This is a genomic window from Streptomyces sp. NPDC057424 (assembly GCF_042803315.1).
Classification (GTDB): domain Bacteria; phylum Actinomycetota; class Actinomycetes; order Streptomycetales; family Streptomycetaceae; genus Streptomyces.
In genome coordinates this window covers 20267-44567 of record NZ_JBHVCP010000034.1, presented here as the reverse complement: position 1 = coordinate 44567, position 24301 = coordinate 20267, and the positions used below count along the sequence as shown (strand labels likewise).

Sequence of the window (24301 nt, the reverse complement as noted above, 5' to 3'; positions counted from 1 at the left end):
CACCAGAACACCCCTGAAGGACGGCGATCCACCAAGATATGCATATATCTGTCGCTCAAAGCGGTGAACTCTGCGACGCGAGACCGTATTTGGGTGGCTCGGAAGGAGTAAGGAGGTGCCCATGCAGCACGGTCCCGCGGTGCGCCGCCGGAAACTGGGCGCCGAACTGCGTGCGCTGCGTACCTCTGCGGGGCTCACGAGCGGTGAGGCGGCCCGGCTGGTGGGCTGGCACCAGTCCAAGGTCAGCCGGATCGAGACGGGCACGAGCGGGGTGAAACCGGCCGATGTGCGGTTACTTCTCGACGCCTACGGCGTGGCAGACTCCCAGCTTCGCGAACTGCTCATGGTGTTGGCGGGCTCCGAGGACAGCGGCGGCCGGCACCACTGGTGGCACGCCTACCGCGGGGTACTGCCGCCGACCTACCGGGACTTCATCAGCCTGGAGTCCCAGGCCGGCGCGATGCGCACACTGGAGACCACCGTCGTCCCGGGCCTGCTGCAGACGCCCGAGTACGCGCGTGCGGTGACGCGGGCCGCGGTGGAGGGGCTCCCCGAGGACCGGCTCGACACGCTGGTCGAGGTGCGGCTGGCCCGGCAGGACGTGCTGCGCGCGGATCCCCCGCTGAGTCTCAGCGCCGTCCTGGACGAGGCGGTGCTGCGGCGGGAGGTGGGCGGGCCCGGGGTCATGGCCCGCCAGCTGGAGCGGCTGGTCGAGGCGGCCCGGCTGCCCCAAGTACGCCTCCAGGTACTGCCGTTCGCTGCCGGGGCGCACATCGGCGTCACCGGCCCTTTCGTTATCTTGTCATTTTCGAGCACTTCTGATCTGGATGTGGTTGTTCTCGACCACTTGACGAGTAGCCTCTACCTCGAACGGAAAGAAGACCTCCAGGCCTACACGGAGGCCTTCAACGCCCTTCAGATCCACGCCCTTTCGCCCGAGGACTCGTTGGATTTCATCGCCGGGACAGCCGCCGGCGCGTAAGGAGGCACCATGCGTGCACTGCCTCGTCATGTCCCCTCAAGCATCGAGCTGCACGGTGTGCGGTGGCTGCGCAGCAGCTACAGCACCGGCGCGAACAACTGCGTCGAGACCGCGTGTCCGGGCGCCCCGCCCTGGGCCGGACTGCTCGCCGTGCGCGACTCCAAGGACCCGGCCGGACCCGCGCTGCTCTTCTCCCCGGGGAGCTGGGCCGCGTTCGCGGCCGGGGTGGACCGCATGTAACCGCGTTCGATCAGGCCGTCGTCGTGCGACGCACGGCCGTGTCACGCCGACTCATGGCCGCGCCTCGCCGATCAGCCGTACAGCGCGTTCCATCTGCTGACCGGTCAGGTCCGCGCGGGCGGTCAGCCTGAGCCGTGAGATGCCGTCCGGCACGGAAGGGGGCCGGAAGCAGCCCACGGCCAGGCCCGCCGCGCGGCACTGCGCCGCCCAGCGCACGGCGTCCTCGGGGGAGGGCGCCCGCACCGAGACCACCGCGGCGTCCGGACGTACCGCTTCCAGACCCGCGGCGGTCAGGCGTGCGTGCAGTTCGCCCGCCACCGCGCGGGCCCGTGCCGCCCGTTCCGGCTCGCGGCGCAGCAACCGCAGGGCCGACAGGGCCGCTCCCGCCGCCGCGGGGGCGAGTCCGGTGTCGAAAATGAACGTCCGGGCGGCGTTGACCAGGTGGTCGACGACCCGGGCGGGGCCGAGGACGGCACCGCCCTGACTGCCGAGCGACTTGGACAGCGTGACCGTCGCGACCACGTCGCCGGCGCCCGCGAGCCCGGCCGCGTACGGGGCGCCGCGGCCGCCGTCGCCGAGGACGCCCAGGCCGTGGGCGTCGTCGACGACCAGCCCGGCGCCGTGCTCCCGGCAGGCCTCGGCCAGCGCGGTGAGCGGAGCCGCGTCGCCGTCGACCGAGAAGACCGTGTCGGACACGGCGATCGCCGTGCCCTCGTGGGTTGCCAGCGCCTTGCGCACGGCGTCCGGCTCGGCGTGCGCCACGACCTGGGTGGTGCCGCGGGCCAGTCGGCAGCCGTCGATGAGCGAGGCGTGGTTGCCCGCGTCGGAGACGATCAGGGAGCCGTGCGGGGCCAGGGCGGTGACCGCGGCGAGGTTGGCGGCGTAGCCGGAGGAGAAGACGAGGGCTGCCTCGAAGCCGCAGAAATCGGCCAGTTCCCGCTCGAGTTCGGCGTGCAGTTCGGTGGTGCCGGTGACGAGCCGGGAACCCGTCGAGCCGCCGCCCCAGGTCCGCGCGGCCCGGGCCGCGCCCTCGGTGATCTCGGGGTGGCGGGCCAGCCCGAGGTAGTCGTTGCTCGCCAGGTCGAGGAGCGGCGAATCGGCCGGACGGGGTCGCAGAGTCCGTACGAGTCCGGCGCGGGCGCGCAGCTCCGCCTGCTCGTCGATCCAGCCGAACGCCATGGGGGGGTCCTCCGGGGAATTTGTAGGCAGTGCACAGACACTAGCGGGACCTCCAGCAGGTCACTGTGTGGCAATACCCACACCTCGAAGCGACTCTGTTGTACGAACTCTCCTTGGCCCGGAGCGGGTCCGTAGGACAGGATCGGCTCTCATGGACCTGCTGAACACGCTGGTGGACAAGGGGCTTCGGCGCGAGCTGCCGACCCGCGACGAGGCACTGGCCGTCCTCGCGACGTCCGACGACGACCTGCTCGATGTGGTGGCCGCGGCCGGAAAAGTGCGCCGGCACTGGTTCGGCCGACGGGTGAAACTGAACTATCTCGTCAATCTCAAGTCCGGCCTGTGCCCCGAGGACTGCTCCTACTGTTCGCAGCGGCTCGGTTCGACGGCCGGGATCCTGAAGTACACCTGGCTGAAGCCCGACCAGGCGTCCGACGCGGCCGCGGCCGGTGTGGCCGGAGGGGCCAAGCGGGTGTGCCTGGTGGCCAGCGGGCGCGGCCCGACCGACCGGGACGTGGACCGGGTCTCCGAGACGATCAAGACGATCAAGGACAACAACGAGGGCGTCGAGGTGTGCGCCTGCCTCGGACTGCTCTCCGACGGCCAGGCGGAGCGCCTGCGCGAGGCCGGCGCCGACGCCTACAACCACAACCTCAACACGTCCGAGGCGACGTACGGCGAGATCACCACCACGCACACGTACGAGGACCGCGTCGACACCGTGCAGAAGGCGCACGCGGCCGGTCTGTCCGCCTGCTCCGGGCTGATCGCCGGCATGGGCGAGACGGACGAGGACCTGGTGGACGTCGTCTTCTCGCTGCGTGAGCTGGACCCGGACTCGGTTCCGGTCAACTTCCTGATCCCGTTCGAGGGCACCCCGCTCGGCAAGGAATGGAACCTAACCCCCCAGCGGTGCCTCAGGATCCTGGCGATGACACGGTTCGTCTGTCCCGACGTCGAGGTGCGCATCGCCGGCGGGCGCGAGGTCCATCTGCGCACGATGCAGCCGCTCGCCCTGCACCTGGCCAACTCGATCTTCCTCGGCGACTACCTCACCAGCGAGGGCCAGGCCGGCAAGGCCGACCTCGAGATGATCGCGGACGCCGGCTTCGAGGTGGAGGGCACCGACCGGGTGACGCTTCCGGAGCACCGGGCCGGAGGCTGCCACGACGGTGGCGGAGTCTGCGGTGACGGCGGCGGGGCGTGCGGCTCCGGCGAAGAGCCGCAGGTCGCCGGCCCCCCTGTCGGCGCCGAACCCCGGACCGACCTGGTCGCCGTGCGCCGCCGGGGCACCGGGACGGACCTCGCGCCCAATGCCTGAGCCGGCCGTCTCCGAACTGCTGGAGCTCGACCGGCGGCATGTGTGGCATCCCTACGGCCCGATGCCCGGGCGGCAGCAACCGCTGGTCGTGGAGTCGGCGAGCGGGGTGCGGCTGCGGCTCGCCGGCGGCTCGGGAGAGCTGGTCGACGGGATGTCGTCCTGGTGGTCGGCGATCCACGGCTACAACCACCCGGTGCTGAACGAGGCCGCGCGCGAGCAGCTCGGGCGCATGAGCCACGTGATGTTCGGCGGGCTCACCCACGAGCCCGCCGTGCGCTTGGCGAAGCTCCTTGTCGACATGTCACCCGAGGGCCTGGAGCATGTCTTCCTCGCCGACTCGGGGTCGGTGTCGGTCGAGGTCGCGGTCAAGATGTGCCTGCAGTACTGGCGTTCGCTGGGCCGTCCCGGCAAGCAGCGGCTGCTGACCTGGCGCGGCGGCTACCACGGCGACACCTGGCAGCCGATGTCGGTGTGCGATCCCGAGGGCGGGATGCACGGCCTGTGGACCGGGGTGCTGCAGCGTCAGGTGTTCGCCGACCCGCCCCCGGCGGAGTACGAGGAGGCGTACGCCGAGCACCTGCGGTCGCTGATCGCGCAGCACGCGGACGAGCTCGCCGCGGTGATCGTCGAGCCGGTGGTGCAGGGCGCGGGCGGGATGAGGTTCCACTCCCCCGCGTATCTGCGGGTGCTGCGCGAGGCGTGCGACGCGCATGACGTGCTGCTGGTGTTCGACGAGATCGCGACCGGCTTCGGCCGTACGGGCGCGCTGTTCGCGGCGGAGCACGCGGCCGTGACACCGGACGTGATGTGCGTGGGCAAGGCGCTGACCGGCGGCTATGTGACGATGGCGGCGACCCTGTGCACCGCACGGGTGGCTGACGGCATCTCGCGGGGCGAGGTGCCGGTGCTCGCGCACGGCCCCACCTTCATGGGCAACCCGCTGGCGGCGGCGGTGGCCTGCGCCTCGATCGAGCTGTTGCTAGGGCAGGAGTGGCGCGCGGAGGTCGAGCGGATCGAGACGGGCCTGCGGGACGGGCTCTCGGTGGCTTCGGACCTGCCCGGAGTGAAGGACGTGCGGGTGCTCGGCGCCATCGGCGTCGTGCAACTGGATCACGCCGTGGACATGCAGGCCGCGACGGAGGCAGCCGTGCGTGAGGGCGTGTGGCTGCGGCCGTTCCGCGATCTGATCTACACCATGCCGCCGTACGTCACGGGCGACGCGGACCTGGCGCGGATCGCACGGGCCGTGTGCGCGGCGGCGCGGGAGGGATGACATGCCGGTACTGGTGATCACGGGCACGGGCACGGAGGTCGGCAAGACGGTCGTGACCGCCACCGTCGCCGCGACGGCCCTGGCCGCCGGCCGTTCGGTGGCCGTGCTGAAGGCCGCGCAGACGGGCGTACGGCCGGACGAGCCGGGGGACGCCGCCGAGGTGGCCCGCCTCGCGGGCCCGGTGACGACGGCCGAACTGGCCCGGTACCCAGAGCCGTTGGCGCCGGCCACCGCTGCGCGCCGGGCCGGCCGGGCCCCGGTCCGTCCGCACGAGGTCGCGGAGGCCGCCGCCAAACTGGCCACCGAGCACGACCTGGTGCTGGTCGAAGGGGCCGGCGGACTGCTCGTCCGGTTCGACGCGGCCGGCGGCACCCTGGCGGACGCGGCCCGGCTGCTGTCGGCGCCGGTGCTGGTCGTGGCGCCCTCGGGGCTGGGCACCCTGAACACGACGGAGCTCACGGCGCGTGAACTGCGCTCCCGGGGGCTGGAACCGGCCGGGATCGTCATCGGGAGCTGGCCCGCGGCCCCGGATCTCGCCGCGCGGTGCAATCTCACGGACCTGCCGGAGGTGGCCGGAGCCCCGCTGCTGGGCTCCGTCCCGGCCGGGTCGGGGGCCCTGCCCCCTGCGGACTTCCAGGCGGCCGCGCCGCACTGGCTGGCGCCCAGGCTGGACGGCTCCTGGGACGCGGAGGCGTTCCGGGAACGGGAGGCGCCCGGGGCGTTCTGAGGGTCCGGGCGGGCGCGCGATGAAACCGGCGCGGGCGTGATCGCGTGTTGAACTACGAATGTGATCACCTCCGAAGGGACCACCTTGCACAGGAACGGACCACGCCCGTCCCGCCGTACGGCCCTCGCGCTGGGCACGGCCGCCGCTCTCGCGCTGGGCGGCGGCACGGCCCACGCGCTTCCGGGCACCGGCGGTGTCACCGCGCGACTGCGGGAACTGGAGCAGGAGCACACCGCGCGGCTGGGCGTGTACGCCCGCAACATGCGCACGGGCCGGACGGTGGCCTACCGGGCCGACGAGCGCTTCCCGATGGCCTCGGTGTTCAAGACGCTCGCCGCCGCTGCGGTCCTGCGCGACCTCGACCGCCACGGCGAGGTCCTGGCCCGGCGCGTCCACTACACCCGGGACTACGTCATGAAGTCGGGCTACTCCCCCGTCACGGAGGACCACGTCGCGACCGGCATGACCGTCGGCGAACTGTGCGACGCCACCATCCGCTTCAGCGACAACACCGCGGGCAACCTGCTCCTGAAGGAGCTGGGCGGACCGACCGCCGTCACGCGTTTCTGCCGCTCGGTCGGCGACCGGGTCACCCGGCTCGACCGGTGGGAGCCCGAGCTCAACTCCGCGGAGCCGTGGCGGGTGACCGACACGACCTCCCCGCGTGCCATCGGCACGACCTACGCCCGGCTCGTGCTCGGCCGCGTGCTGGAGCCCCGGGACCGCGCACGGCTCACGGACTGGCTGCTGCGCAACACCACCAGTACCGAGAAGTTCCGCAAGGCCCTGCCCGCCGACTGGCTGATCGCCGACAAGACCGGCGGGGGACGGTACGGCGGCAACAACGACGTGGGCATCACCTGGCCGCCGGACGGCCCGCCGATCGTGATGTCGGTGCTGACCACGCAGCCGGAGGAGGACGCTGCGGCCGACAACCCGCTGGTGGCCGGCGCCGCGGCCCTGCTGGCGGCGGAACTCGCCTAGCGTGGCCGTCGGCGGCAGGTCGTCGTGGGACACGTGGCTGGTGAGCGGTGCTTGCGGTGCCGCCGGTCTGCTCGCCCTGCACTCCGCCGTGCCCAACGGGGCCGGGCGGCTGGGGAGCCTGCTGGAGACGTTCCTGCCGTGGCTGGGGGTGGCCGTGCCCGTGCTCGGCTGCCTCGCCCTGCTCAAGCGGTCGTGGGTGGGGCTGCTCGCCTGCCTGGCGCCCGGGGCCGTGTGGCTCTGGATGTTCGGCGGGGTGTGGTTCTCCTCGCCTCCGGGCTCGTACGACCTGGCCGTCGTCCAGCACAACGTGGCCGACGACAACACCGACCCCGCCGGTACCGCCCGGGCCCTGCTCGCGACCCGCGCCGGCCTGATCGCCGTGGAGGAGCTGACGCCCGCGGCGCGTCCCGCGTACCAGGGCGTGCTGGGCGCCTCCCACCCGCACCGGGCCGTCCACGGCACGGTCGGGCTCTGGTCGGCGTACCCGCTGTCGGACGTGCGGCCCGTGGACATCCGGCCCGAGGGCTTCCCGGAGAGCTGGCGGCGCGGCCTGCGGGCCACGGTGTCCGCGCCCGACGGCAGGATCGCGGTGTACGTGGTCCATCTGCCGTCCGTGCGCATGGGCCCGACGGGGCTCGCCTCTGCGGCCCGTGACGAGAGCGCGGCCCTGCTCGGGACCCTGATCGCCGCCGACCCGGCCGAACGGCTGCTGGTGGTCGGCGACCTCAACGGCACGGTGCGGGACCGCGGCCTCGCCCCGCTCACCTCCCGGCTGCACGCTCCGCCCACCGGGTTCGCGTTCAGCTGGCCGGCCGACTTGCCGGTGGCGAGGATCGACCAGGTGCTGGGGCGCGGGGCCGAGGTGAGGGAGGTGTCGGCGCTGGAGGCGACCGGGAGCGACCACCTTCCGGTGCTGGGCCGCGTACTCCTGCGGTAGCGGCAGGGGTGCGCCGGGCCGGTTGCGGGGAGAATCGGGGTGAGGCCGGTCTCGTCAGGGAGGTTTCCCATGCCGCTCCGCTCCGGCAAGGTGCCACGGGACGCCGTGCACCATCCGTTGTTCGCCCGCTGCTACGCCCGGGTCAGTGTGGCCGCCGAGACCCGGATGGGCATGGGCCGGATACGCGAGGAACTGCTGGGTGGGCTGTCCGGGCGGGTGATCGAGATCGGCGCGGGCAACGGGCTGAACTTCGCGCACTACCCCGGCACCGTCGCCGAGGTCGTGGCGATCGAACCGGAACGGCGGCTGCGGCACCTGGCCGTGGAGGCCGCGCTGCGTGCCGAGGTGCCGGTGGACGTGGTGCCGGGTGTGGCCGAGGCGCTGCCGGTCAAGAGCGAGGGCTTCGACGCGGCCGTGGTGTCGCTGGTGCTGTGCAGTGTGCGGGACGTGCCCCGGGCGCTCGGGGAGCTGCGGCGGGTGCTGCGGCCGGGCGGCGAGGTGCGGTTCTTCGAGCACGGCCGGGGCGGAGGCCGGGCCATGACGTTCACGCAGCACGCGCTGGACCGGACGGTGTGGCCGATGCTCAGCGGGGGCTGCCATGTGGCGCGGGAGCCGGTGCGGTCGCTGCGGGACGCCGGGTTCGAACTCGGCCCCTACCGGCAGGTGCTGATGCCCGCGGAGGGGCCGAGGCTGCCCAGTTCGTACTGCGTGCTCGGCACAGCGTGGCGGCCGGCCGAGGGGTGAGTCACAGGCTCCACTGGCGCAGTTCCTGCTCGATGTCCCGTACGGATGCCTCGCCGCTCTTGACCAGCCGGGCGAGGTCGCGGACCTGCTCGGGTGAGGTGACGACCTTGGCGCCGCTGGCGACGAGGTACGCGTAGGCGACGGCGGAGGCGAACAGGGCGTTGGAGCGCTCCAGCGCGGGGACGTGGAGGAGGAGCTGGAGCAGGGCGGCGGCGCGGGCGTGCGGGCTGTCGTAGACGGGGACGTCGAATATGGCGGCCCGGTGGCGGGCTACGGCGGCGACGAGGGCTCCCCAGTCGGTGACCTGAGGGTCTCCGGGTGTCTTCTGCTCGGCGAGCATCAGCAGCCAGGCGAGGTCGATTTCGAGGTTGTTCAACGGTTCAGTGGCGACCTTCGCGCGTGCCCTCACGGTCCGGGCCGAACTCCTCGGCGAAGACGGACTCGTACTGCTTCATGAAGTCGGCGGCGGCCTCCACGAAGGTGTGGCCCACCTCCCCGGTGTCCTGTCTGACCAGCTCCTCGATGTACCGGTTGACGCTCATCCCGCGGGCCAGGGCGCGTTCACGGGCGGCGCGGGCGGTGCCCTCGTCGACACGCACGTTCAGCTGGGTCTTCGCCATGTCTCGAAGCTAGCGCGGAGGTGCTAGCACCGGCAAGGGCAGAGTCCGACGCGCGGAGGATACCGAGTGTGGGCCGGGTCACATTACCCTCGGGCAGGGTCAGGAGGTCCTGATGCCCATCCAGAGGAGGCGGCCTTGCCCACACCTGCTGCGGAGCACGCTCCCGGCCTCGCGCCGGCCGACGGGATCGCGGCCCGTGCGCGCGGCCTGACCAAGGCGTACGGCTCGGGCGAGACGACCGTACTGGCACTCGACTCGGTGGACGTGGACGTCGTCCGGGGCCGGTTCACCGCCGTGATGGGCCCGTCGGGCTCCGGGAAGTCCACGCTGATGCACTGTCTGGCGGGGCTCGACACCGTCTCGGCCGGCCGGGTGTGGCTGGGCGACACCGAGATCACGGGGCTGAGGGAGCGCGAGCTGACGCGGCTGCGCCGCGACCGGATCGGGTTCATGTTCCAGTCGTTCAACCTCATCCCGACCCTGAACGCGCTGGAGAACATCACCCTGCCCATGGACATCGCGGGCCGGAAGCCCGACGCGGCGTGGCTGGACCGGGTGATCGACACCCTGGGCCTGCGGGACCGGCTCGGGCACCGCCCCTCGCAGCTCTCCGGCGGGCAGCAGCAGCGCGTCGCCTGCGCGCGGGCGCTGGCCTCCCGGCCCGAGCTGATCTTCGCGGACGAACCGACCGGCAACCTCGACTCGCGCGCCGGCCTGGAGGTGCTCGGCTTCCTGCGCGAGGCGGTCGACCAGCTCGGGCAGACCGTCGTCATGGTCACCCACGACCCGGGCGCCGCCGCCCACTCGGACCTGGTGCTCTTCCTCGGGGACGGCCGGATCGTCGACGAGATGCGGCGCCCCACGGCGGAGGCGGTCCTGGAGCGGATGAAGAGGTTCGACGTGATCCGCACCCGCCACGAGGACGCCCTGGCGTCACCCGAGGAGAACTGAGCCCGTGCTCAAGGCGACCCTGCGGAGCTTCCTGGCGCACAAGGGGCGGCTGCTGCTCTCCGCGCTCGCCGTCCTGCTGTCCGTCGCGTTCGTCACGGGGAGCCTGATCTTCTCGGACACGGTCAGCCGCACGTTCGACCGGCTGTTCGCCTCCACCGCGGCCGATGTCACGGTCAGCCCGAAGGAGGACCTCGACGAGGCGGTGCCCTCCGGCCGGACGGCCACCCTGCCGGCCGCGCTCGCCGAACGCGTCCGGCAGATCGAGGGGGTCGCGGCGGCCCGAGCCGACGTGAAGGTGAACGGCCTCACGCTCGTCGACGAGAAGAACCGGCCGGTCGGCCCGACCACCGGGGCGCCGACGCTCGGTTACGCCTGGAACCCGAACGAGCGCAGTCCCGTGCAACTGACCTCGGGCCATGCTCCGCGCGGCCCCGCCCAGGCGCTGCTCGACTCCGAGACCGCCGGCCGCAAGAACGTGCACATCGGCGACACCCTCACCGTGATCGCGCCCCCCGGGTCGTTCAAGGTCCGGGTGGTCGGCATCGTCACGTTCACGACCACCAACCCCGGCTCCGCACGGATCTACTTCGACACCCCCACCGCGCAGACGAAGCTGCTGGGCCGGCCGGGGACGGCCACCGGCATCTCCGTCGACGCGGCGGAGGGCGTCAGCGACGACCGGCTCAAGCAGCGCGTGGCCGGCGCGCTCGGCGCGCACACCTACGACTTCAGGACGGCCGACGAGCAGGCCGAGTCCGATGTCGAGCAGCTGGGCGGGTTCCTCGACGTCATCAAGTACGTGATGCTCGGCTTCGCCGGGATCGCCGTCCTGGTGGGTGTGTTCCTGATCGTCAACACCTTCTCCATGCTCATCGCCCAGCGCACCCGCGAGCTGGGCCTGCTGCGCGCGCTGGGTGCCGACCGGCGTCAGGTCCGGGACTCGGTGCTCACCGAGGCGTTGCTGCTCGGGCTGGTCGGCTCCACGCTGGGGCTGGCCGTGGGCATCGGGCTGGCGGCCGGGCTGATCCAGCTGATGGGCCTGCTCGGGATGAACATCGACGGCGACGAGATGGCGATCGGCTGGGTGACACCGGTGGCGGCGTACGCCGTCGGGCTCGGCGTCACCTTCGTCGCCGCGTACCTCCCGGCGCGGCGGGCCGCGGGCGTGTCGCCGATGGCCGCGCTCTCGGACGCCGAGGTCGCCGGAGTGGGACAGCCGCTGCGGGTGCGCGCGGTGGCGGGCGGGATCGTCGGGGCGGCCGGTGCGGCGGCGCTCGCGGGCTGCGCGGTGTCGCGGCAGACGTCGTCGGCGGCGTCCCTGCTGGGGCTCGGTGTGGTGCTCACCCTGATCGCGACCGTGATCGCCGGGCCGCTGCTGGTCCGGCCGGTGATCCGGGTGCTCGGTGCCGCCTTCCCCGCGCTGTTCGGGTCGATCGGCCGGATGAGCCAGCGCAACGCCCTGCGCAACCCCCGCCGTACCGGGGCCACCGCGGCGGCCCTGATGGTGGGGATCGCCCTGGTGGGCGGGATGTCGGTGGCGAGCGAGTCGATGACCGCGTCGTTCGACCGGCAGATCGACAGGACGCTGGGGGCCGACTTCGTGATCCAGAACACCAACTTCCAGCCGTTCCCTCAGGAGGTCACCGACACGGTGCGGGGCACCGACGGAGTGGGCCTGGTGGTGCGCGGGCGGTTCACGCCGGTCGCGGTGCGGCTCCCGGACGGCGACCGCGTGGAGACCACCGCCGCGGGCTACGATCCGCGGCTCGACGAGGTCGCCAGCATCACCTACGCGCAGGGGGACTCCGGCGCCGCGCTCGCGAGCGGGCACCTGGCCATGGACCGGGACTTCGCCCGCGACCACGATGTGCGGGTCGGCAGCACCCTGCCGGTGGAGTTCCCGGGCGGACGCTCGGCCGAGCTGACGGTCGGCGCGCTCACCGACCAGGACTCCGCCGAGGGGTTCGGCACCCAGGGCGGGCTGTTCTTCGCGCTGGGCACCCTTGAGCGGTACGCGCCGGGCGGGCAGGACTCCGCGCTGTACGTCAACGCCGCCGAAGGCACGAGCGACGACGACCTGCGCGCGCACCTGGAGGAGGCCCTGGATCCGTACCCGCAGGTGCAGGTGCGGGACCTGGCCGACTACAAGCAGCTGGTCCACGACCAGATCGCCGTCCTGCTGTACCTCGTGTACGCGCTGCTCGGGCTGGCGATCATCATCGCCGTGCTGGGCGTGGTCAACACCCTCGCGCTGTCGGTCGTCGAACGCACCCGGGAAATCGGGCTGTTGCGGGCGATCGGGCTGGCCCGGCGCCAACTGCGGCGGATGATCCGGCTGGAGTCGGTGGTGATCGCGGTGTTCGGCGCGGTCCTCGGGCTCGTGCTGGGACTGGTGTGGGGGGTGTGCACGCAGCAGGTACTGGCGCTCCAGGGCATGACGGCCCTGGCGATCCCGTGGCTGACGATCGTGCTGGTGGTGGCCGGCTCGGCGATGGTCGGCGTCGTGGCGGCGCTGCTGCCGGCGTTGCGTGCGTCCCGCATGAACGTCCTGGCGGCCATCGCGCACGAGTGACGTCCATATGGTGAAACGGTCTGTCACGGGTCGGCGTGCATGATCTGATCATGGAATGACCGACGTGTGCGTCCGGGCCGCGACGCCCGAGGACCTCGACACCGTGCTGGCCTTCTGGAAGGTGGCCGCCGAGGGCACGAGCATCAGCGACGACCGCGCCGGTGTGGAGCGGCTGGTCGCGCGTGACCCCGAGGCGCTGATTCTGGCCATGGAGGTCCCCCCTGCTCGAGCGGAGTCGAGAGCTCGGGGGAGCGGCGGCGAACTGGTCGGCACGGTGATCGCCGGGTTCGACGGCTGGCGCTGCCATCTGTACCGGCTGGCCGTGCACCCGGGCCACCGCCGCCAGGGCATCGCCTCCGCGCTGCTCGACGCCGCGGAGGAGCGGTTCGTACGGCTCGGCGGGCGCCGCGCGGACGCGATGGTGCTCACCCGCAACGAGACCGCGCACCGGGCGTGGGGCGCCGTCGGATACGGGCCCCAGGAGCAGTGGCGGCGCTGGGTGAAGCCGCTCACCGGCTGAGCCCGTGCCGCCGGCAATGCGCGACCGCTTCCAGAGGCCGCGCAGGACTCCGGCCACGAGCCGCTGGGCGTAGGCGGCGCCGAGGTCGCCCCGGGCCCACGCCTGATCCCGGCCCCTGGCCGACCCCCGGACACATCGCCGTCGAGGTGACCAGCCGGGGACGGGCGGCCCTGATCACCGGCGGCTGCGTCCACCACCCCGTCCAGCTCGCCCACCGCGGGGCGGGTCTCGCCCACGGGACGCCTACCGGCTCTCCTCCGCCGTCGGACCCGTCCGGCCCGGCCGCCCCGGAGGACTTTACCCATCCTTTACTCTTGAATGGCCACTCGGTCCTGCATGAAAGGTTGTGAGCGTCCGTCCATGGGCGAGCCTCCCCGTGCGCGACACCGCGCGTCCCGCCCCGTCCTGGAGAACCATGGAACGGGGGTGAACCGATGACCGAAGTGCTCCTCCTCCTGACGGCGATCCTGCTCTCGCTCGCCTGCGGCGCCTTCGTGGCGGCCGAGTTCTCGCTCACCACGGTCGAGCGCGCCGAGCTGGAGCGGGCCGTGGAGCGCGGCGAGCGGGGCGCGCAGGGCGCACTGAAGGCCGTACGGAATCTGACGTTCCAGCTCTCCGGTGCGCAGCTCGGCATCACGGTCACCAACCTGGTGGTCGGCATGCTCGCCGAGCCGTCGATCGCCGCGCTGATCGCCGGGCCGCTGGAGGACCTCGGCATCTCGCGCTCGGCGTCGCACAGCGTCGCGCTGGTGCTGGGCACGGCGGCGTCGACGGTGTTCCTGATGGTCGTCGGTGAGCTGGTGCCCAAGAACTGGGCGATCTCCTCGCCGCTGACCGTCGCCAAGACCGTGGGCAACGCGCAGCGCGGGTTCAGCACCGCGTTCCGGCCCTTCATCACGCATCTCAACAACACGGCGAACCGGATCGTGCGGCGGATCGGTGTGGAGCCCGCCGAGGAGCTTGCCTCGGCGCGCGGACCGCAGGAGCTGGCGGCCCTCGCCCGGCACTCCGCCAAGGAAGGCGCCCTGGAGCCGGACACCGCCGAGCTGTTCGTGCGCACACTGAACCTCGCCGACCTGACCGCGGAGAACGTGATGACGCCCCGGGTGCAGGTCGTCGCGCTGGAGGTGCAGGCGACCCTGGAGGACGTCGCGAACGCGACCCGGGCGACCGGCCTCTCCCGGTTCCCCGTCTACCGCGGGACCCTCGACTCGGTCGTCGGAACGGCCCACGTCAAGGACGTGCTGGCGGTACCGGCCGAGCGCCGGACCCGGATCTACGTCTCCGAGCTGATGCGCGAGCCGCTGCTCGTCCCGGAGACGCTCACCGTCGACCGGCTCCTGGACCGGCTCTCCGGCAAGCGCACGATGGCCGTCGTGATCGACGAGTACGGCGGCACGGCGGGCGTCGCCACCCTGGAGGACATCGTCGAGGAGGTCGTCGGCGAGGTGCGCGACGAGCACGACCCGCACGAGACCCCGGACCTGGCCGCGGCCGGCACGGACGAGACCGGGCACCCTCTCTACTCGGCCGACGGCTCCGCGCGCGTGGACCACCTGGAACGCGTCGGGCTGCGCGCGCCGGAGGGGCCCTACGAGACGCTCGCCGGTCTGGTGGCGACGGTACTCGGCCGGATACCGGCCGAAGGTGACACCCTCGAGGTCGCCGGCTGGCACCTGGAGGTCCTGGACGCGACGGGGCGCCGGGCGGCCCGCGTCCGGCTGCGCGCCCCCCTCGACGACCACAAGCCCGACGAGACGGGGGTGGAGCTGTGACCGCCGTCCAGCTGCTGATCGGACTGGCGACGCTCGTCGTCAACGCCTTCTTCGTCGGCGCGGAGTTCGCGCTGATCTCGGTGCGCCGCAGCCAGATCGAGCCCTACGCCGACCGGGGCGACCGGCGCGCGAAGAGTGTGCTGTGGGGCCTGGAGCACGTGTCCGCGCTGATGGCGGCCGCCCAGCTCGGCATCACGCTGTGCACGCTGGTGCTGGGTGTGGTGGCCGAGCCGGCGATCGCGCACCTGCTGGAGCCGGTGTTCCACGCGGTCGGCATGCCCGAGGGCGCGGGGCACGCGGTGTCCTTCGTGATCGCGCTGTCCCTCGCGACCTATCTGCACATGCTCCTCGGCGAGATGGTGCCGAAGAACATCGCGCTCGCCGAGCCGGTGCGCAGCGCGCTGGCGCTCGGACCGCCCCTGGTGGCGCTGTCCCGTGCGCTGCGCCCGGTGATCTTCACGGTGAACGCGTTCGCCAACGCGCTGCTGAAGCTGCTGCGCGTGGAGGCCCGGGAGGAGGTCGCCGCCTCCTACTCGGACGCGGAGATAGCACAGATCGTGAAGGACTCCAGCGAGGCCGGCCTGATCGACGACCGTGCCCAGGAGCGGCTGCGCGACGCGCTGGAGCTGGGCCGCCGTCCGGTGCGGGACGTGGTGCTGCCGCTGGAGCGCGTGACGTACGCGAGCGTGGGTGTCACTCCGGAGGAGCTGGAGCGGCTGTCGGCGGAGTCGGGGTTCTCCCGCTTCCCGGTGGTGGACCAGGGGCGGCGGATCGTCGGCTACCTGCATGTGAAGGACGCCCTGGACGCCGCCGGGCGGAACACGCCGTTCCGGCTGCGGGACATGCGCCCCATCGCACGCGTGCGGGAACACACTCCGCTGGACGACGTCCTCACGGCGATGCGGGGCAGCCGTACGCACCTCGCGGCCGTCCTCGGGGCGGACGGGCGGATGGCCGGGCTGGTGACCATGGAGGACGTGCTGCGGGAGCTGTTCGGTCAGCGTGCGTGAGGGTGCGGCCGAGGCCGCCGTGCGGGATCCCCGAGACCGACCGACTGCTGGGTATGTGCACGGGATACCATTTCCGTCGCCATGCAGACGAACCCCACCTACAGCAGCCTGGTCGCGGTCGGCGACTCCTTCACCGAGGGCATGTCGGACCTGATGCCCGACGGCACCTACCGGGGCTGGGCCGACCTGCTCGCCGCGCGGATGGCAGCCCGTACGCCCGGCTTCCGGTACGCCAATCTCGCGGTGCGCGGCAAGCTGATCCAGCAGATCGTCGACGAGCAGGTCGACGTCGCGGCGGCCATGGGAGCCGACGTGATCACCCTGGTCGGCGGCCTCAACGACACCCTGCGGCCCAAGTGCGACATGGGCCGGGTGCGCGGGCTCCTGGAGGAGGCCGTGGAGAAGCTGGCCCCCGCGTGCCGGCAGCTCGTGCTGATGCGCAGCCCGGGCCGGCAGGGCCCCGTCCTGGAGCGGTTCCGGCCGCGCATGGAGGAGCTGTTCGTCTGCGTCGACGAGCTGGCCGCCCGGCACGGCGCGATCGTCGTCGACCTGTACGGCGCGCCTTCCCTGAGCGACCCGCGGCTGTGGGACGTGGACCGGCTGCACCTGACGGCCGAGGGCCACCGCCGGGTGGCGGAGGCGGTGTGGCAGACGCTGGGCTACGACCCCGAGGACGCCGAGTGGCACACGCCGATGCCGGCGACGCTGCCGCCGGGCTGGGTCATGCGGCGTGTGGCGGATGCCCGCTTCGCCCGGCAGCACCTGCTCCCGTGGATAGCCCGCCGTCTGACGGGCCGCTCCTCGGGCGACGGCCTCCCGCCCAAGCGGCCGGAGCTGTCGCCGTACGAAGACCTGGCGTAGCCGCAGGTGGACGCGTCCGGCGGTGTCGTAGGTTCCGACAAAGGCACCCGCGGCGCTGGCCTGCACGAATCGCCAGTAGAATCCGGTCACGTGACTTCCGCTCCCGCCAAGCCCCGCATCCCGAACGTCCTCGCCGGACGCTACGCCTCCGCCGAGCTCGCCACGCTCTGGTCGCCCGAGCAGAAGGTGAAGCTGGAGCGGCAGCTCTGGCTCGCCGTGCTGCGGGCCCAGAAGGACCTCGGGATCGAGGTGCCGGACGCGGCGCTGGCCGACTACGAGCGCGTTCTCGACACCGTCGACCTGGCCTCCATCGCCGAGCGCGAGAAGGTCACGCGGCACGACGTGAAGGCGCGGATCGAGGAGTTCAACGACCTCGCCGGGCACGAGCACGTGCACAAGGGCATGACCTCCCGCGACCTCACCGAGAACGTCGAGCAGCTGCAGATCCGCCTCTCGCTGGAGCTGATGCGCGAGCGCACGGTCGCCGTCCTGGCCCGGCTCGGCAAGCTCGCCGGCGAGTACGGCGAGCTGGTCATGGCCGGCCGCTCGCACAACGTCGCCGCCCAGGCCACCACCCTCGGCAAGCGCTTCGCCACCGCCGCCGACGAGCTGCTCGTCGCCCAGGGCCGGATCGAGGAGCTGCTGGGCCGCTACCCGCTGCGCGGCATCAAGGGCCCGGTCGGCACCGCGCAGGACATGCTGGACCTGCTGGGCGGGGACGCCGCGAAGCTCGCGGACCTGGAGCAGCGGATCGCCACGCACCTGGGCTTCTCGCAGGCGTTCACCTCCGTCGGGCAGGTCTACCCGCGCTCGCTGGACTACGAGGTCGTCACCGCGCTGGTGCAGCTGGCGGCGGCCCCGTCGTCGCTGGCGAAGACGATCCGGCTGATGGCCGGGCACGAGCTGGTCACCGAGGGCTTCAAGCCCGGCCAGGTCGGCTCCTCGGCGATGCCGCACAAGATGAACACCCGCTCCTGCGAGCGCGTCAACGGCCTGATGGTGATCCTGCGCGGCTACGCCTCGATGACCGGTGAGCTGGCGGGCGACCAGTGGAACGAGGGCGACGTGTCCTGCTCGGTGGTGCGCCGGGTCGCGCTGCCGGACGCGTTCTTCGCGCTGGACGGTCTGCTGGAGACGTTCCTGACGGTGCTCGACGAGTTCGGCGCGTTCCCGGCGGTCGTCGCCCGTGAGCTGGACCGCTACCTGCCGTTCCTCGCCACCACCAAGGTGCTGATGGGCGCCGTGCGCGCGGGCGTCGGCCGGGAGATCGCGCACGAGGCGATCAAGGAGAACGCCGTCGCCTCCGCGCTGGCCATGCGCGAGCAGGGCGCCGAGCGCAACGAGCTGCTCGACAAGCTGGCCGCCGACGCGCGCATCCCGCTGGACCGCGACCAGCTGGACGCGCTGATGGCCGACAAGCTGTCCTTCACCGGTGCCGCGGGCGACCAGGTCGCCGCCGTGGTCGCCCGGGTCGAGGAGATCGTGAAGCAGCACCCCCAGGCCGCGGGCTACACGCCCGGGTCGATCCTCTGACGCGCCGGCCGGGTAGCCGACGGTGCCGCGTTTCACGCCCGAGGAACTGGAGGCCGCCCGCGACCGCGTCGTGCCCGACGTGGTCGCGGAGGGCCTGCACGTCCTGTTCTGCGGCATCAATCCCGGCCTGATGACGGCCGCGACGGGCCATCACTTCGCCCGCCCGGGCAACCGCTTCTGGCCGGTGCTTCACCGGTCCGGGTTCACTCCGCGCCTGCTCAGGCCGTCCGAGCAGCAGGAGTTGCTGTCGTACGGGCTCGGCATCACCAACGTCGTGGCGCGGGCCTCCGCGCGGGCCGACGAGCTGAGTGCCGAGGAGTACCGGGAGGGCGGTCGGCTGCTCGCGGCGAAGGTGGGGCGGCTGCGGCCGCGCTGGCTGGCCGTGGTGGGGGTGACCGCGTACCGCGCCGCGTTCGACGACCGCAAGGCGCGGGTGGGGCCACAGGCTCGGACGATCGGGGACACGCGCGTGTGGGTGCTGCCCAATCCGAGCGGGCTGAACGCGCACTGGACGGTCCAGACGATGGCGGAGGAGTTCGGGCGGCTGCGGGAAGCCGCCGGGACCTGATCTCCTACGGCGGGTCCGTCTCCGTGACCAGGGCCAGCAGCTGGACCTCCCGCGACGCGTCCCGGTCCGCGACCGCCACGGCGACCCAGCGGCCCGTGCCCTCCACCGCCCACAGGTGGGCGACGTTCGCCCGCGCGCTCAACTCGGCCCAAGGCCCGGGTATCTCCTCCCGCTCGGTGCGCAGCAGGACGGTCTGCAGGTTGTAGGGAGCCGTGTCGCCCCAGCGGGAGGCGAGGAGCTCGCAGACGGCGTCCCGGTCCTTCTCGTACTGGTCGATCGTCACCGTCCGGGCCGCAGGGTCGCCGTCGGTCGCGGCCTCTAACACCGCGAAATGGTGAGCGGGTCCCGAGACTCCGACGTCCGACGGGCCGTGCTCCGCCGGAAAGGGGCGGTAGCACAGCTCGTCGACGAGGGCGATGTGCTGTGCGATGTTCATGGGTCCAGTAAACCCGCCCCCACTGACACTTGGCGGGGCGTCAACCCGCTCGCCGTCAGGCGTCCCTGCGGCGCACGCTCCAGACTCCCGCCAGCAGGGCGGCGGCGGCCCACAGCGCGGTCACCGCGAGCCCCGACCACGGCCCGAGGGTGCCGTCGTGCGTCTCCCGGAGGACCAACTGCCCGGCCTTGTCGGGCAGGAAGTCGGCGACGGTGCCCGTGGCGTCTCCGATCACGAACGACACCACCAGGATGAACGGCACCAGCAGGGAGAGGGTGGCCACGCCGCTGCGGAGCAGGGCGGTGACACCTGCGGCGAACAGGGCCATCAGCATGAGGTAGAGGCCGCAGCCCACGACACCGCGCACCTGCTCGACGGTGCTGAGCCTTTCGGCCGCCGGGCCGAGCCCCGCCCGCCCCACGAGGAGGGCGGCGAGGGCCGTGACCAGCCCCACGAGGAGCGCCGGTACGGCGATGGCGACCGCCTTGGCCGCGAACCACCGGCCGCGCTGCGGCACCGCGGCCAGTGTGAGCCGGAGCCCGCCCCGGTGGAACTCCGACGACACGGCCATGGCCCCGAAGGAGATGGCCGCGATCTGGCCCGGTATGACCCCGGCCAGGGCCGTGAACAGTGAATCGGACCCCGGGTCCGAGGCATCGGAGACTCCGGCGGTCGCGGAGAACGCCGTGGTCGCCGCGAACAGGGCCAGCAGCGCTCCCGGGAGCGAGCGCAGCGTGCGGATCTTCAGCCACTCGGAGCGCAGTACGGGCGTGAACTCCATGGTCAGGACTCCTGGGGCTGTGCGGTGAACTCGGTCTCGGCGCCGGTGAGGTCGAAGTAGGCCTGCTCCAGCGTGCCCTCTTCGGCAGCCAGTTCCAGGACCGGCAGGCCCGCGGCCGAGGCGATGCGGCCGATGTCGTCCACCCGCGCGTCGGGCACGCTCCAGTGCCCGTCCGCGTGCTCCTCGGCGTGGTGGCCGTGCCGGGCGAGGGCCGACTCCAGGACGGCGGGGTCGGTCGTGCGGATGCGGACGCGGGGCTGCACGCGCGCGTGGATGAAGTCCCGCATCGGGGTGTCGGCGAGGAGCCGGCCCCGGCCGAGGACGACGAGATGGTCGGCGAAGGACGCCGTCTCGTTCATCAGGTGGCTGGAGACCAGGACCGTGCGGCCCTGTGCCGCGAGCCGGCGCAGCAATGCCCGGATCCACACGATGCCTTCGGGGTCGAGGCCGTTGGACGGCTCGTCCAGCATGACCACCTCGGGGTCGCCCAGCAGGGCGGCGGCGATGCCGAGCCGCTGGCGCATGCCCAGCGAGTACGTCCGCACGCGGCGCCGGGCCACCGACGCCAGGCCCGTCTCCTCCAGCAGAGCGTCGACCCGCCGGTCCGGGATGCGGTTGCTCGCCGCCAGGACGCGGAGATGGTCGCGCGCGGTGCGGGAGCCGTGCGCGGCCTGCGCGTCGAGCAGGGCGCCCACGTGGCGCAGGGGTTCGCGGAGCGCCGGGTAGGGCCGTCCGCCGATCGTGGCGGAACCGGCGGCCGGCCGGTCGAGGCCGAGCACCAGCCGCATGGTGGTGGACTTCCCGGCGCCGTTCGGGCCGAGGAAGCCGGTGACGCGGCCGGGCAGCACGCGGAAGGTGAGCTGGTCCACGGCCCGCCGGTCGCCGAACTCCTTGGTGAGGTCCTGGACGTCGATGCTGGTCATGACAGCAGCGTGGCGGCCGGTCCGGGGTGCGGTCTTCCCCCGGCGGTGGAGATCGTATCCCCCGTGCGGGGGAGGCTCGCTGATGCTCCTATTGATCGTCAAGCACTCTGAGGCGCGAGGCGCAAGGTTGCTTGAACGGATCCAGCTTGGAACGGCGAGGCGCGTACGGTTCCCGAGGTTGCGGCCACGCCGAACTCAGCGCCTTCTGAACAGTCCGCCAGCCCACCCGGTACTTGCGCTCCAGCGCCCGGTTCGACATGCCCTCGCGAGCGTCACGCCGCAGCGCGTCATACAACTCGACCTTCGACTGACCAGGCGGCATCGGCGGTGCTCCTTCACTGAGCACATTCACCTTGCCACCGCAACCCCGCGAGTGACACTACTTCTCACGAACAACTTCCCAGCTAACCAGCCGGTGACATCCACTCAGACGGACAACTGACAACCCACAAACACCGTCAGAGCCATCCTTGCGAAAACCATTGGTGCCCGGCTTGCTCCGCTGATGGACTGACGTCCTACCGTGAGTCTGCCGCGTGACGGAGGCAGTGGTTGTGACAGGCTATGACGTGCTTGCCGAGGTGTACGAATGGCTCATCTCGGATGCAAAGTTGCCTCCAGCCGAGTTCGCTGCGTCGTTCGACGACGTCCTCAATCTCCTGCCGTCGAACGCTCACGTCCTCGACTGTTCGTGCGGAACCGGACAGTTGGCGGTTGGCCTCGCCGGTCGTGGCATGCAGGTTGTCGCAACTGACGCCAGCGAGGCGATGGTTCGTCGGACTGCAGAGTTGTCTGAGGAGTTCGGGGCATCCGTCCGGGCCGTACGGGCGAACTGGGCAGAGTTGCCCGACCATTTCCAGGACAACACGTTCGACATGGTGTTCTGCGTTGGCAACTCGCTTCACCATGCCGCGGGCGCGACCGGCAGGGGTGCTGCTCTGGAGTCGATGTCACGGCTTCTGCGCCCCGGCGGGCGCTTGGTACTCACATCCCGCACTTGGGAACTCGTGAGGGCCAGAGGCTCCCGGCTGGAGATCAGTGACCGACTCGTCCGCCGGAACGGTCGCGATGCCGTCGTGGTCTACCGCTGGGAGATTGCGCCGCATTGGGAGGAGGAGCACCACATCGAGATTGCGATCGCGCAAGTTGATGCGACCGGGTTGGTTCTTGTCCGCTCGGAACTGCTGTCCTGCTGGCCCTACCGGTACGAGGAACTCGAAGTCGAGCTGCACCGGGTCGGACTCCAAACGGAACTGAGCACGTTCGATCTTGAGGCCGAGAACTACATGGTGGTCGCGAGCAAGGTATGAACACCGGACTCTCAGTCCCTGGCCGGACCGCGCGGTTGCTCGCAGGACGCTTGCGCCCTCTCATCGGTGCGGGTTCACGTGGTCAACGCAACGCCTCGGACGAGGAGTGCTCGTCGATCAGACGGCGGTAGATCGGGGGTGACGGTGTGGCGCTGTTTCCTGGTCGCGTCCAGATCAATGAGCAGGATCTCGTCGATCAGCAGCGTGAACGGATCCAGCTTCGACGGCCGCGCCGAAGCGGTTGTCGTGCGTGGCTGCGGCCAAGCCGAGGTCAGGGCCTTGTTGACCGTGCTCCAGGTGACGCCGTACTTGCACTGCAACACCCGGTTCGACATGCCATCGCGGGAGTCGCGCCCAGCGCGGCGTACAACTCGACCTTCGACTGGCCCGGCGGCATCGGGGGTGCTCCTTTACTGAGCACATCCAGCTTGACACCGCAACCCCGATGGCGACGTCAGAATTCGCGAACATCTTTCTGGGCCATCGCCTGGTGCCGTCAGCTTTCACGAACAACTGACGTCACCAACTACCGACAGAGCCAGAATGGGAGAACCAGAGCCTCGACCGCTTCCTTGAGGCCCTTGCGGCATGGATACATGACTCTCCGGGCCGGTACCAGAACGTCGGGAAGGAACTCCCGGAAGGTGGGGACTGGACGTTCCTGGCCAGAGCGCTTCAGGCCGCCACTGTCTACGAGTGAAATGTTCGCGTCGAAGGGTCAGGCCGCATGGAGCCGGTCGCGGTAGGCGTGAGCGAGGGATCCCGCGTTCGAGGGTGGAGACGGTGGGCCGGCCAGAGCCCGAAGTGACGGGCGGCCGCGGTGAGCGTGATGTTCTTGGACTGGCGCAGGGGCCGCAGATCGGCAATGCCGGGGACGGCGACCGTGGTGGTCAGGCAGCGGAACATCTCCCGGGCGATGGCCCGTTTCAGGAGCCGGATGATCTCCTTCTTGGTTCGTCCGGCTGCGGTCTGCCGGGCAACGTAGTCGCGGGTGCGGGAGTCGCTGGACATACGGACCAGGGCGATGCGGTAGAGGGCGGCGTTGGCTGCCCGGTCACCGCCGCGTGAGAGTCGGTGCCGGTTGGTTCTGCCGCTGGAGGCGGGGACCGGTGCGGCGCCGCACAAGGCGGCGAAGGAAGCCTCGGTGCGCATGCGGTCGGGGTTTCCTGCGGCTGTGACCAGGAGCTGGGCGGCGGTGTCGGGGCCGACTCCGTAGGCGGCTCGCAGGCCGGGGTTGTGGGCGGTGACCTCGCCATCCAGGGTCTTGGTCAGCTCTTCGTGCTCCGCGTCAGCTCCTTGACACGCCGGGCAAGACTCTTCAGAGCGGTGAGGACCGCGACATGGACGACGTCCCCGGTCGGTCGCAGCCGGGCCAGGGTGTCGGTGCGGTCCGCCGCTTTGAGCTGCCCGTACTTGGCGCGGATGGTCTCGGGCGCGGTGAGGAGAAGGTGGGAGATCTGGTTCAGGACGGCGGTGCGCGCCTTGACGGCGGAACGGGCGGCGTTGTGCAGGGCGCGTATGCCGGCGACGGTGTCGTCCTTGGGCGCGCTGGATGCCCGTCCAGACAGGGCGGCGCTGGCAGCGGCGTAGGCGTCGATGGGCTCGGACTTGCCGACGCGGCGGCGTTCGGCCCGGTCGGGCCGGTTGACCTCCACGACGTCAAGGCCCGCCGAGCGGGCGGCGCGGGTGAAGCCGGCCCCGTAGGAGGAGGTGCCCTCCACGCCGATCGCGGTCACCTGGCCATGGGCGTTCAGAAAGGCCAGGGCCGCAGCGTATCCGGCGGCGGTGGTGCTGAACTCGGCGTCCGCGAGGTGGCCACCGTTGTCGCTGATCACCGCGACGTGAATGGTGTCGGCATGGGAGTCGATCCCCGCCGAACACGTCCTGGTCCACGGTGTCCTCCACGACCTCTGATGTCATGCTGATGGTGCCTTCCCAACCGAAGGTGGGCACCGGCCGGGTGGCGCAGACAGGACATTGAGGGGGCTTCTGGCCAAGCTCCTGTCAGGTCATGTTCCGCCCGGCCGGAGCCATGAGAACAGGTCCCGGCGGCC

The 24301-nt window shown here is 71.7% G+C and carries 26 protein-coding genes and 1 pseudogene; 18 read left to right on the top strand and 9 right to left on the bottom strand.

Translation table 11 applies throughout. The features are described from left to right. The first annotated feature begins 121 nt into the window (after positions 1 to 121). Positions 122 to 982, top strand: coding sequence for a helix-turn-helix domain-containing protein (locus ACFU3E_RS24725; protein WP_384162126.1), 861 nt, complete (start codon positions 122 to 124; stop codon positions 980 to 982). Positions 983 to 991: 9 nt separating this feature from the next. Beyond that, the gene (locus ACFU3E_RS24720) at positions 992 to 1222 is read left to right on the top strand and encodes a DUF397 domain-containing protein (RefSeq protein ID WP_384162123.1); all 231 of its coding nucleotides are present in this window, start codon (positions 992 to 994) and stop codon (positions 1220 to 1222) included. A 51-nt stretch (positions 1223 to 1273) separates the two neighbouring features. Here ACFU3E_RS24720 and ACFU3E_RS24715 read toward each other — a convergent pair whose 3' ends face one another. Beyond that, complete coding sequence (locus ACFU3E_RS24715) at positions 1274 to 2401, bottom strand: 8-amino-7-oxononanoate synthase (RefSeq protein ID WP_384162120.1); 1128 nt, start codon at positions 2399 to 2401, stop codon at positions 1274 to 1276. Between the two features lie 151 nt (positions 2402 to 2552). On the opposite strand from ACFU3E_RS24715, the gene bioB reads away from it, so the two are divergent. The 6 genes from bioB to ACFU3E_RS24685 all read left to right on the top strand — a co-directional run bounded on the left by bioB (position 2553) and on the right by ACFU3E_RS24685 (position 8387). After that, positions 2553 to 3722, top strand: coding sequence for a biotin synthase BioB (bioB, locus tag ACFU3E_RS24710; RefSeq protein WP_384162117.1), 1170 nt, complete (start codon positions 2553 to 2555; stop codon positions 3720 to 3722). Continuing rightward, the gene (locus tag ACFU3E_RS24705; protein ID WP_384162114.1) at positions 3715 to 4995 is read left to right on the top strand and encodes an adenosylmethionine--8-amino-7-oxononanoate transaminase; all 1281 of its coding nucleotides are present in this window, start codon (positions 3715 to 3717) and stop codon (positions 4993 to 4995) included. The genes bioB and ACFU3E_RS24705 overlap by 8 nt, the downstream gene beginning before the upstream one ends. A 1-nt stretch (position 4996) precedes the next feature. After that, the gene (gene bioD / locus ACFU3E_RS24700; protein WP_384162111.1) at positions 4997 to 5722 is read left to right on the top strand and encodes a dethiobiotin synthase; all 726 of its coding nucleotides are present in this window, start codon (positions 4997 to 4999) and stop codon (positions 5720 to 5722) included. A gap of 84 nt (positions 5723 to 5806) precedes the next feature. Further along, positions 5807 to 6706 carry a class A beta-lactamase gene (gene bla, locus ACFU3E_RS24695; protein WP_384162108.1) on the top strand — a complete coding sequence of 300 codons (900 nt, stop codon included), beginning with the start codon at positions 5807 to 5809 and terminating at the stop codon, positions 6704 to 6706. Positions 6707 to 6746: 40 nt separating this feature from the next. Beyond that, positions 6747 to 7643, top strand: coding sequence for an endonuclease/exonuclease/phosphatase family protein (locus ACFU3E_RS24690; RefSeq protein WP_384162105.1), 897 nt, complete (start codon positions 6747 to 6749; stop codon positions 7641 to 7643). A 69-nt stretch (positions 7644 to 7712) separates the two neighbouring features. Then, entirely contained in the window at positions 7713 to 8387 is a 675-nt protein-coding gene (locus tag ACFU3E_RS24685; protein WP_384162102.1) for a class I SAM-dependent methyltransferase, read from the top strand. 1 nt (position 8388) lies between these two features. Here ACFU3E_RS24685 and ACFU3E_RS24680 read toward each other — a convergent pair whose 3' ends face one another. Continuing rightward, positions 8389 to 8763 carry a fic family toxin-antitoxin system, toxin component gene (locus tag ACFU3E_RS24680; RefSeq protein WP_384162099.1) on the bottom strand — a complete coding sequence of 125 codons (375 nt, stop codon included), beginning with the start codon at positions 8761 to 8763 and terminating at the stop codon, positions 8389 to 8391. Between the two features lie 4 nt (positions 8764 to 8767). Beyond that, the gene (locus ACFU3E_RS24675) at positions 8768 to 9007 is read right to left on the bottom strand and encodes a hypothetical protein (RefSeq protein WP_003988727.1); all 240 of its coding nucleotides are present in this window, start codon (positions 9005 to 9007) and stop codon (positions 8768 to 8770) included. Between the two features lie 135 nt (positions 9008 to 9142). Between ACFU3E_RS24675 and ACFU3E_RS24670 the strand changes: the two genes are divergently transcribed. From ACFU3E_RS24670 to mug, 9 genes and pseudogenes are all read left to right on the top strand, one after another. Further along, entirely contained in the window at positions 9143 to 9958 is an 816-nt protein-coding gene (locus ACFU3E_RS24670) for an ABC transporter ATP-binding protein (protein ID WP_384162096.1), read from the top strand. Positions 9959 to 9962: 4 nt separating this feature from the next. Further along, positions 9963 to 12530, top strand: coding sequence for an ABC transporter permease (locus ACFU3E_RS24665; RefSeq protein WP_384162092.1), 2568 nt, complete (start codon positions 9963 to 9965; stop codon positions 12528 to 12530). A gap of 55 nt (positions 12531 to 12585) precedes the next feature. Next, positions 12586 to 13050: a GNAT family N-acetyltransferase gene (locus ACFU3E_RS24660; RefSeq protein WP_384162089.1), complete on the top strand. Its 465-nt coding sequence runs from the start codon at positions 12586 to 12588 to the stop codon at positions 13048 to 13050. 75 nt (positions 13051 to 13125) lie between these two features. After that, positions 13126 to 13277, top strand: a pseudogene (locus ACFU3E_RS24655) (MBL fold metallo-hydrolase); the annotation flags it as partial. A gap of 207 nt (positions 13278 to 13484) precedes the next feature. Further along, on the top strand, positions 13485 to 14825 hold the full coding sequence (locus ACFU3E_RS24650) for a hemolysin family protein (protein WP_384162086.1): 1341 nt from the start codon (positions 13485 to 13487) through the stop codon (positions 14823 to 14825). After that, the gene (locus ACFU3E_RS24645) at positions 14822 to 15835 is read left to right on the top strand and encodes a hemolysin family protein (protein ID WP_384162083.1); all 1014 of its coding nucleotides are present in this window, start codon (positions 14822 to 14824) and stop codon (positions 15833 to 15835) included. Before ACFU3E_RS24650 ends, ACFU3E_RS24645 begins: the two co-directional genes overlap by 4 nt. An 81-nt stretch (positions 15836 to 15916) precedes the next feature. After that, on the top strand, positions 15917 to 16696 hold the full coding sequence (locus tag ACFU3E_RS24640; protein WP_384162080.1) for an SGNH/GDSL hydrolase family protein: 780 nt from the start codon (positions 15917 to 15919) through the stop codon (positions 16694 to 16696). Between the two features lie 90 nt (positions 16697 to 16786). Next, a complete protein-coding gene (gene purB / locus ACFU3E_RS24635; protein ID WP_384162077.1) occupies positions 16787 to 18229 on the top strand; it encodes an adenylosuccinate lyase in 1443 nt (480 codons plus the stop codon). A 22-nt stretch (positions 18230 to 18251) separates the two neighbouring features. After that, positions 18252 to 18797 (top strand): G/U mismatch-specific DNA glycosylase, encoded by a 546-nt coding sequence (mug, locus tag ACFU3E_RS24630; protein WP_384162074.1) that lies wholly within the window; start codon positions 18252 to 18254, stop codon positions 18795 to 18797. Positions 18798 to 18801: 4 nt separating this feature from the next. On the opposite strand, the gene ACFU3E_RS24625 is transcribed toward mug, so the two are convergent. From ACFU3E_RS24625 to ACFU3E_RS24615, 3 genes are read right to left on the bottom strand one after another with little or no spacing between them, the layout of a single operon-like run. Next, complete coding sequence (locus ACFU3E_RS24625; RefSeq protein ID WP_384162071.1) at positions 18802 to 19233, bottom strand: hypothetical protein; 432 nt, start codon at positions 19231 to 19233, stop codon at positions 18802 to 18804. 55 nt (positions 19234 to 19288) lie between these two features. After that, a complete protein-coding gene (locus tag ACFU3E_RS24620) occupies positions 19289 to 20014 on the bottom strand; it encodes an ABC transporter permease (RefSeq protein ID WP_384162068.1) in 726 nt (241 codons plus the stop codon). Between the two features lie 2 nt (positions 20015 to 20016). Next, on the bottom strand, positions 20017 to 20937 hold the full coding sequence (locus ACFU3E_RS24615; protein ID WP_384162064.1) for an ATP-binding cassette domain-containing protein: 921 nt from the start codon (positions 20935 to 20937) through the stop codon (positions 20017 to 20019). Between the two features lie 554 nt (positions 20938 to 21491). On the opposite strand from ACFU3E_RS24615, the gene ACFU3E_RS24610 reads away from it, so the two are divergent. Then, positions 21492 to 22247, top strand: coding sequence for a class I SAM-dependent methyltransferase (locus ACFU3E_RS24610; RefSeq protein WP_384162255.1), 756 nt, complete (start codon positions 21492 to 21494; stop codon positions 22245 to 22247). Positions 22248 to 22321: 74 nt separating this feature from the next. Here ACFU3E_RS24610 and ACFU3E_RS24605 read toward each other — a convergent pair whose 3' ends face one another. The 3 genes from ACFU3E_RS24605 to ACFU3E_RS24595 form a co-directional block, all read right to left on the bottom strand. Next, positions 22322 to 22582, bottom strand: coding sequence for a hypothetical protein (locus tag ACFU3E_RS24605; protein ID WP_384162062.1), 261 nt, complete (start codon positions 22580 to 22582; stop codon positions 22322 to 22324). A gap of 355 nt (positions 22583 to 22937) precedes the next feature. Beyond that, positions 22938 to 23429: a transposase gene (locus tag ACFU3E_RS24600; protein ID WP_384162252.1), complete on the bottom strand. Its 492-nt coding sequence runs from the start codon at positions 23427 to 23429 to the stop codon at positions 22938 to 22940. An 86-nt stretch (positions 23430 to 23515) separates the two neighbouring features. Further along, complete coding sequence (locus ACFU3E_RS24595; RefSeq protein WP_384162059.1) at positions 23516 to 24082, bottom strand: transposase; 567 nt, start codon at positions 24080 to 24082, stop codon at positions 23516 to 23518. Positions 24083 to 24301: the final 219 nt, after the last annotated feature.

Coding starts and splice junctions, on each gene's coding strand:
- ACFU3E_RS24650 (WP_384162086.1), top strand. CDS start 13,485: ATGACCGAAGTGCTCCTCCTCCTGACGGCGATCCTGCTCTCGCTCGCC.
- ACFU3E_RS24625 (WP_384162071.1), bottom strand. CDS start 19,233: ATGAACATCGCACAGCACATCGCCCTCGTCGACGAGCTGTGCTACCGC.
- ACFU3E_RS24660 (WP_384162089.1), top strand. CDS start 12,586: ATGACCGACGTGTGCGTCCGGGCCGCGACGCCCGAGGACCTCGACACC.
- ACFU3E_RS24715 (WP_384162120.1), bottom strand. CDS start 2,401: ATGGCGTTCGGCTGGATCGACGAGCAGGCGGAGCTGCGCGCCCGCGCC.
- ACFU3E_RS24675 (WP_003988727.1), bottom strand. CDS start 9,007: ATGGCGAAGACCCAGCTGAACGTGCGTGTCGACGAGGGCACCGCCCGC.
- ACFU3E_RS24705 (WP_384162114.1), top strand. CDS start 3,715: ATGCCTGAGCCGGCCGTCTCCGAACTGCTGGAGCTCGACCGGCGGCAT.
- bioD (WP_384162111.1), top strand. CDS start 4,997: ATGCCGGTACTGGTGATCACGGGCACGGGCACGGAGGTCGGCAAGACG.
- ACFU3E_RS24720 (WP_384162123.1), top strand. CDS start 992: ATGCGTGCACTGCCTCGTCATGTCCCCTCAAGCATCGAGCTGCACGGT.
- ACFU3E_RS24640 (WP_384162080.1), top strand. CDS start 15,917: ATGCAGACGAACCCCACCTACAGCAGCCTGGTCGCGGTCGGCGACTCC.
- bioB (WP_384162117.1), top strand. CDS start 2,553: ATGGACCTGCTGAACACGCTGGTGGACAAGGGGCTTCGGCGCGAGCTG.
- ACFU3E_RS24620 (WP_384162068.1), bottom strand. CDS start 20,014: ATGGAGTTCACGCCCGTACTGCGCTCCGAGTGGCTGAAGATCCGCACG.
- ACFU3E_RS24615 (WP_384162064.1), bottom strand. CDS start 20,937: ATGACCAGCATCGACGTCCAGGACCTCACCAAGGAGTTCGGCGACCGG.
- ACFU3E_RS24725 (WP_384162126.1), top strand. CDS start 122: ATGCAGCACGGTCCCGCGGTGCGCCGCCGGAAACTGGGCGCCGAACTG.
- ACFU3E_RS24605 (WP_384162062.1), bottom strand. CDS start 22,582: ATGTCGAACCGGGTGTTGCAGTGCAAGTACGGCGTCACCTGGAGCACG.
- ACFU3E_RS24685 (WP_384162102.1), top strand. CDS start 7,713: ATGCCGCTCCGCTCCGGCAAGGTGCCACGGGACGCCGTGCACCATCCG.